This is a genomic window from Neobacillus drentensis (assembly GCF_036966985.1).
GTDB lineage: Bacteria > Bacillota > Bacilli > Bacillales > Cytobacillaceae > Neobacillus > Neobacillus drentensis_E.
Map to the genome: position 1 here is coordinate 1 of NZ_JBALSN010000456.1, position 7,530 is coordinate 7,530.

Annotated in this window: 8 protein-coding genes; 7 read left to right on the plus strand and 1 reads right to left on the minus strand. The window is 38.6% G+C overall.

Annotated elements, in window-relative coordinates; translation table 11 throughout:
• The first annotated feature begins 51 nt into the window (after positions 1 to 51).
• From V7659_RS25140 to V7659_RS25155, 4 genes are read left to right on the plus strand one after another with little or no spacing between them, the layout of a single operon-like run.
• Positions 52 to 714: a sensor histidine kinase gene (locus V7659_RS25140; RefSeq protein WP_420491771.1), complete on the plus strand. Its 663-nt coding sequence runs from the start codon at positions 52 to 54 to the stop codon at positions 712 to 714.
• A gap of 13 nt (positions 715 to 727) precedes the next feature.
• Positions 728 to 1,381: a response regulator transcription factor gene (locus V7659_RS25145; protein WP_335542851.1), complete on the plus strand. Its 654-nt coding sequence runs from the start codon at positions 728 to 730 to the stop codon at positions 1,379 to 1,381.
• A gap of 14 nt (positions 1,382 to 1,395) precedes the next feature.
• On the plus strand, positions 1,396 to 1,845 hold the full coding sequence (locus tag V7659_RS25150; protein ID WP_335542852.1) for a GAF domain-containing protein: 450 nt from the start codon (positions 1,396 to 1,398) through the stop codon (positions 1,843 to 1,845).
• Between the two features lie 19 nt (positions 1,846 to 1,864).
• Positions 1,865 to 2,923, plus strand: a complete 1,059-nt coding sequence (locus tag V7659_RS25155) for a PAS domain-containing sensor histidine kinase (protein WP_335542853.1) — start codon at positions 1,865 to 1,867, stop codon at positions 2,921 to 2,923.
• A 38-nt stretch (positions 2,924 to 2,961) separates the two neighbouring features.
• Here V7659_RS25155 and V7659_RS25160 read toward each other — a convergent pair whose 3' ends face one another.
• Positions 2,962 to 4,617, minus strand: coding sequence for a glutamine--tRNA ligase/YqeY domain fusion protein (locus tag V7659_RS25160; protein ID WP_335542854.1), 1,656 nt, complete (start codon positions 4,615 to 4,617; stop codon positions 2,962 to 2,964).
• 199 nt (positions 4,618 to 4,816) lie between these two features.
• On the opposite strand from V7659_RS25160, the gene V7659_RS25165 reads away from it, so the two are divergent.
• From V7659_RS25165 to V7659_RS25175, 3 genes are all read left to right on the plus strand, one after another.
• A complete protein-coding gene (locus tag V7659_RS25165) occupies positions 4,817 to 5,803 on the plus strand; it encodes a Gfo/Idh/MocA family protein (RefSeq protein WP_335542855.1) in 987 nt (328 codons plus the stop codon).
• 187 nt (positions 5,804 to 5,990) lie between these two features.
• Positions 5,991 to 7,004: a 4Fe-4S binding protein gene (locus tag V7659_RS25170; RefSeq protein WP_335542856.1), complete on the plus strand. Its 1,014-nt coding sequence runs from the start codon at positions 5,991 to 5,993 to the stop codon at positions 7,002 to 7,004.
• A gap of 159 nt (positions 7,005 to 7,163) precedes the next feature.
• Positions 7,164 to 7,529: an SCP2 sterol-binding domain-containing protein gene (locus tag V7659_RS25175; protein ID WP_335542857.1), complete on the plus strand. Its 366-nt coding sequence runs from the start codon at positions 7,164 to 7,166 to the stop codon at positions 7,527 to 7,529.
• Position 7,530 lies beyond the last annotated feature (1 nt).

Below are 7,530 nucleotides of genomic sequence, written 5' to 3' on the forward strand. Positions count from 1 at the left end.
GCAAGTTTAACAGAGCCTTTATATAAATTAATAAAATATTGGAGGGGCAATATGGATGAATTAAACTCAAAACAGCAGATTAGCTCTTATATAATTCATTCCCAAGAAGAAGAAATCAAACGGATTGCCCTAGAACTTCATGAAGGTGTCGGACAAAATCTTTATAGTATCTTAACAGGCTTACAGTTTATTGAATCAGGCGCCAAAGAACCACACATGAAACTTTATGTCCGCGAAATGTCGGAGTTGATTGAAAAGACCATTCAAGAAATTAGGCACCTATCTGTTGAATTACATCCGCCTACACTGACAACCCTTGGTTTACTTCCAGCCATGAGGAGTTATATTAACTTATATACATCAACGTTTGGGATCCTAGTAGATTTAGAAACAACGGGTGAAGAAAAATGGGTACCTGAAAAAAATAGTATTACCGTATTTCGTGTTTGCCAGGAGGCACTTGCCAATATTGCAAAGTATGCGGATACTTCCAACATAACCATTCATTTTATTTGGACGGAGGAAGAATTGACCATTACCATTTATGATTTTGGCAAAGGATTTCAACCAGAGGAATACAATGACCTTAATCCATTATCAGGGCTTGCCGCAATGAAAGAACGAATGCTTCTGACTGGCGGACAGTGCAAGATTTCCTCTAAAATAGGGGAAGGAACATCCATTGAAATATCTCTTCCGTTAAACCGGGATTAAAGGAGCGTTAAGAGTGATAAAAATCCTTTTGGTTGATGACCATGCTGTGGTTAGAATGGGGCTTAAGATGCTTTTAAACACAAATCCAGAAATGGAGGTAATTGGTGAAGCATCGGAAGGAAATGAAGGTATTAAACAAGCGTTAAAGTTAAAACCTGATGTTGTGGTCATGGATCTAAGCATGCCGCATGGAAAAGACGGATTATCAGCTACAATGGAATTGAAAAAGATAATGCCTCAAGTGAATATTCTAATCCTAACGATGCATGATGATGAGGAGTACCTTTTTCGTGCCATTCAAGGGGGAGCATCTGGCTGTATCTTAAAAAGTGCTCCACATGCTGAATTAATGTCAGCGATCGAATCAGTTGCTGTCGGAGATGCCTATTTACATCCCTCTGCACAGAAGCGATTGATGGAAGAATATTTGAGCAGCGTAAAACAAGATGGGAATGATACGTACAATCTTTTATCTGATCGGGAGAAAGAAGTGCTAACACTTATTGCTAAAGGGTATTCCAATAAGGAAATCGCTGAACAATTAGTCCTTAGTGTTAAAACCGTCGAAACCCATAAAGGTAAGTTGATGGAAAAACTACAGATGAAAACCAGACCTGAGTTGGTGGAATATGCCGTAAGAAAAGGGTTATTGGGTTATGATATTTAAGGAGAAATTCTTGAATGAAAGAGATTAAGGGATGTCCTGCAGTAATGGAGGTTTGCGACAGTCTGTTGACTTTGGTTGATTGCGAATTTGTTGCCCTGGCGCTGCAAAATGAAGTGGGCCCAGATGTTAAGTGGCATTATGCTGCTGGCAATTTAAATGATAAATACAAAAGAATAACTGTCCGTTTCGGAAAAGGCATCGCAGGAAAAATAATCTCAAGCGGAAGTCCAATGATGCTTACAGATTTTCCAAACGGAATTATTGGAAAAGTTACGGACCATCCAATTATGCTTGCTGAAAAACTTGTTTCGACTTATGCAGTCCCTTTATTTTTTCATAGTGCACCTAAAGGAGTATTACTTATTGGTAATCGGAAAATCAAAGCATATACAGAAACTGATCAGCAGTATGTAAAGGAAGCCGCTCAAGACTTAGAAAAAATATTGACGGAACAGATACTTTGATGGATGCAGGGAGGAGCTAATGGACAAGGAAATGGACCAGCCTGCAAAGTTCGCGAATCTTGAGATAGAATTAAAAAAGTCAATGCAGGAATTAGTAGATATAAAGTTTGCGCTTGATGAATCTTCAATTGTAGCCATCACCGATTCTCGGGGCACGATTACATATGTAAATGATCAATTTTGCCATATCTCGAAATACTCCAGAGAGGAACTCCTTGGGCAAGATCATCGAATTATCAATTCCCGGTACCATTCAAAAGAATTTTTTCGGAAAATGTGGAAAACAATCGGTTCCGGTGAGGTTTGGAAAGGTGAAATCTGCAATAGGGCAAAAGATGGTACCTTTTATTGGATGGATACAACGATTGTTCCTTTTTTAAATGAAAAGGGAAAACCGTATCAATACTTAGCAATTCGTTATGAAATTACCGAGCGAAAACGAGTCGAACGAGAGCTTCAAAAAATGATGACTACTATTATTAATGTTCAAGAAGAGGAACGAAAACGCTTGTCACGTAATTTACACGATGGGATTGGACAAAACCTGTATAGTCATTTGATTACTATTAATCGTCTCTTAGCTGAAATGGAACATCCTCTTTTGCAACAGATGCAAACCGAAGCAACTGAATTGATTGAAGAAATCCGCGAGATCTCATGGGAACTTCGGCCCTCCGTACTTGATGATTTAGGATTAGTGCCAGCTATTCGTTCGTTTTTATCCCGTTACTCAGACCATTACAATATTGATGTGTATTTTGAATGTGTGTTAAATCGGCGCTTAGACATCAGCATTGAACTAACGATTTACCGGATTATTCAGGAGGCACTCACAAATATTCGGAAATATGCCGAAGTTAATGAAGCGACGGTCACTGTAAGAGAAATAGAGGATGTCGTTCGTGTTATGATTGAGGATAAAGGAAAGGGGTTTGATGTGAAGAATCAAACCTTTGGTGTCGGTTTGTTTAGTATGGATGAGCGTGCGCGTTCGGTGGGTGGGGAGTTATTAATCAGCTCTTCACCTGGGAAGGGGACTAAACTGATCTTAGAAGTACCAAGTTCTATTGTGGAATAGCAAAGAACCAGGCGGTGTTTATGCCTGGTTCTTTCCTTTTAAATTTTAAATGAACTTTTTAAAGATACGACTCGATTAAATACTAATTTATCTACTGTTGTATGTTTAGGGTCGACGTTAAAGTAGCCATGTCTAAAGAATTGGAATTTCTCTTGCGGTCTGCTTTCCTTCATGTTAGGCTCGACAAAGCCTTGTAACACCTGAATAGAATTTGGATTAACATTGTCTAAGAATGTCTTTTCTGGACTGCTGTTATCGTCTGTTTCGTCCAAAATCAGTGGTTCGTAAAGACGGAATTCAGCAGGAACGGCATGGGCCGCTTCCACCCAATGAATCGTTCCCTTCACTTTTCTACCCGTAAACCCTGTGCCGCTTTTTGTCTCTGGGTCGTAAGTGCATCGCAGTTCGACAACTTTACCATTTGAATCCTTAACCACTTCTTCACATTTAATGAAATAGGCATTTTTTAGACGGACCTCATTACCAGGGAACAGACGGAAATACTTTTTAGGCGGCTCTTCCATAAAGTCGTCTTGTTCAATATAAATTTCCCGTGAGAATGGAATTTTTCTCGTGCCCATTTCTGGATTCTCTGAATTGATTTCAGCATCTAACAATTCAATTTGTCCTTCTGGATAATTCGTAATAACAACCTTTAATGGATCAATGACACCCATTGTTCGCGGTGCTTTTAATTTTAAATCCTCACGGACGAAGTGTTCGAGCATTTGTGAATCAACTGCTCCAGAACCTTTGTGAATGCCAGTTTCTCGGACAAATGAAACAATCGATTCTGGCGTGAATCCTTTTCTTCTCATCCCAGAAATGGTGGGCATACGCGGATCATCCCAGCCATCCACAAATCCTTCGTCTACTAATTGTTTCAACTTCCGTTTACTCATGACGGTATTCGTTACATTTAAGCGGCCAAATTCTATTTGCTGTGGCGTGCTCTCCATTTCACATTGTTCGACAACCCAATTATAAAGAGGACGTTGGTCTTCAAACTCAATCGTACAAATGGAATGGGTGACTCCTTCAATGGCATCCTCAAGTGGATGAGCAAAAGCATACATCGGATAAATGCACCATTTGTCACCAGTATTATGATGGGTTGCATGGGCAATCCGGTAGATAACAGGGTCACGTAAGTTTATATTCGGTGATGACATATCAATTTTCGCTCGAAGGACCTTTTGGCCATTTTCATAGACACCGTCCCGCATCTTTCCAAATAACTCAAGGTTCTCCTCAATCGAACGGGTCCGGTAAGGGCTATCCTTTCCAGGTTCCGTTAGTGTCCCACGGTACTGGCGGATTTCGTCAGCTGATAAGTCATCAACATAGGCTAATCCTTTATTAATCAATAGCACCGCACGTTTATACATTTCTTCAAAGTAATTAGAAGCAAATAATAAGTTATCCCATTCAAAGCCTAACCACTTTACATCTTCCTTGATTGAGTTTACATATTCGATATCTTCTTTTAACGGATTGGTATCGTCAAAGCGTAAATTAGTTAACCCGTTAAACTCGTCGGCTAAGCCAAAGTTGATAACAATTGATTTAGCGTGTCCAATATGTAAATAACCGTTAGGCTCTGGCGGAAACCGAGTAACAATTTTAGTGTGCTTTCCAGATTCAAGATCTTTAATCATAATATCTTTAATAAAATTAGATGTGTTATTGTCCACCCTTTTCAACCTCTTTCATTCTTAACTCTACATTATAAATAACATAAATACGGATATTTTTCCATTGTTCCCAACAATTCATGTATAAAACACACGTGAACTGGAATATTTGTTTCTTTTTTATAGGTTCTAGAATTGGCAAGTGGCGTCAAAAAAGACTACAATGGTTTCTAAAAGAAATATAGGAAGGGGAATTACCATGATAACCTTTGGAACAGTTGGAACAGGATGGATTACAGAATCCTTTATCAAAGCAGCGGAGCTCAGCGGTCAATTGCAATTAACAAGTGTCTATTCCAGAACTGAGGATAAAGCGAAACAATTAGCCGATACATATAACGCTCCTTATTTTTTTACAGATTTAGAGGAGATGGCAAAGAGTTCAGAAATACAAGCCGTATATATTGCATCACCGAATTCTGTCCATTTTGAACAAACACTTACATTTTTGAAAAATAAGAAACATGTTATCTGTGAAAAGCCGATTTTTTCAACGAGTGCAGAGTTACATACAGCCTATCAGACAGCGGAGGAAAATGGCGTATATCTATTTGAAGCGATTCGTAATATTCATACCCCAAATTTTAAAATACTGAAAGACAACCTCCAACGGGCTGGGAAGCTTCGTAGTACCATATTGCCTTATATCCAATATTCCTCCCGCTATGATTTATTTTTACAGGGGGAGGAGCCCAATATTTTCTCAGCTCAATATTCTGGCGGTGCGCTTGTTGATTTAGGTGTTTATCCGCTCTATTTAGCAGTCGGATTGTTTGGTGCACCTAAGCAGGTCAACTATCATCCTGTTGTTCTTCGCAGCGGTGTGGATGGAAGTGGAACCTTGGTGTTAACGTATGATGATTTTATTTGTACGATCCTTTGTTCAAAAATTTCTCATTCCGAATTACCGTGTGAGATTCACGGGGAAAAGGGAACCTTTATCCTTGAAGATGCGGCCCCGATTTCAACAATTACCTTCGTTGAAAACCGTGGAAAAGAGAGAGAAACCATAAGTGTCACTCTAGAAGAACAAAACATGGTGTATGAATGTGTTAACATTGCTAAAATTATTGAGACGAAAAATGACCAAGAATATAAGCAATTGAAGGTCTGGAGCGAAATCGTACTCCAAATTACCGAAGAAGCTAGGAAACAAAATAATATCGTATTTGCATCAGAAAGATAATACAAGGCCAGGAGGATACGTTCTCCTGGCTTTATTTCATGAGGTTATCTTCCCCCAAAAAGCTTATTTAACATTTTATGAATCGTTATGTGAATTCTTTATGAACTCAATATTCTCAATGACTTTTATCACATGCCATGTTTTGTAAGTTCATTATAGTTGAGGTAGTAAGATGGGAGGAAACCTTATGAAATCAAAAGCTTGGTATCAGAAACAGTTGAAACGTAAACCTGTCCAAATTACAAGATATACCGTTCAGGGCTTGTTTTTGTTGTTTTTACTATATGTCGGTCTGCAGTTTTACCAATTTTATTTGCATTTTGAAACACTCGGAAAAACCCCTTTTGTTGACCGGCCTTCTGCGATTGAAGGATTCTTGCCAATCAGTGGTTTAGTTGCTTTAAAAGTATGGCTTACGAGTGGCGAATTTGATGTCATTCATCCAGCCGGTCTCGTTTTACTTACATTTTTTGTAGGTGCGGGAGTCATTTTGCGTAAATCGTTCTGCAGTTGGATTTGTCCAGTAGGAACAGTTGGTGAGTTGATTGGGTGGCTGGGCAGGAAAATATTTAAAAGGAATTTTGAAATTCCGCGATGGCTGACCTGGATACTAACACCAATAAAATACTTATTGATGTTATTTTTTGTTCTTATGGTTGTACAAATGCCCGTGTTTTCGGCGAAAAGTTTTCTCGAGGAACCCTATAATAAGGTATCCGATGTAAAAATGCTCCTTTTATTTATCAATCTTGGCGGCTTTGCCTTGAAGTTTATCATTGTCATCTTCATCCTGTCCTTATTTTTTAGAAACTTTTGGTGCCGCTTCTTGTGTCCTTACGGAGCACTGATTGGACTAAGCAGTATCTTTAGAATTACGAAGATTGAGAGAAATGAAGATACGTGTACAAACTGCGAAATGTGTACAAAGGTTTGCCCGCAAAGATTAAAAGTACACAAGGTTGAGACCGTAAATTCCCTTAATTGTTCAGCCTGTATGTCCTGTGTAGAGGCATGTCCTGTGAAAGATACCCTTAACATGACAGTTGCCCGGAAGAAAGTTAATAAATGGTTTGTTCCAGTTACCTTCTTCGTGTTATTCTTCTTAGTTATTACGATTGCAAAAATAACCGGTCACTGGGATACAATCATATCCTATGAGGAATGGAAACAGCTAATCCCGGATGCTGCAAACATAAAATAATGGTTTAATAGCCAGCCCATATCGGCTGCTATTTTTGTGCTGAATTTGATGTGAAACGGAATAATCAAAAGTTCGCAAAGTTTTCATTTTACGAAGCTGTCTCGCCTTTAGTATCATGAAACTATGAGGGGTTTTTGGAATCTTAAGGGGGATTATCCAATGGCGAAGGCAATCGATGAATATTCATTAAATGACTTAATGCAACGAATAGAAGAGATGTTTAATGAAAATCCTGGTCCTATTAAAGGATTTGAAGCTATTGTTCAGTATGACATTCACGGTGATGCAGAAGGAACGTATCAGCATTTCTTTCATGATGGAAAATTAACCATAAAAGAAGGAACAGAAGCGGTTCCGATTTGTACGATGCAAATGTCATATGATAATTTCAAAAAATCCTTATTAGGTAAGCTGAGCGGAACCATGGCCTTATTGACAGGAAAGGTAAAAGTAAAAGGTGATATAAGCACCGGTTTGAAAATAGAAAGCATTGTGAAAAAGTATAAGATAAAAGAACAATTGTAAA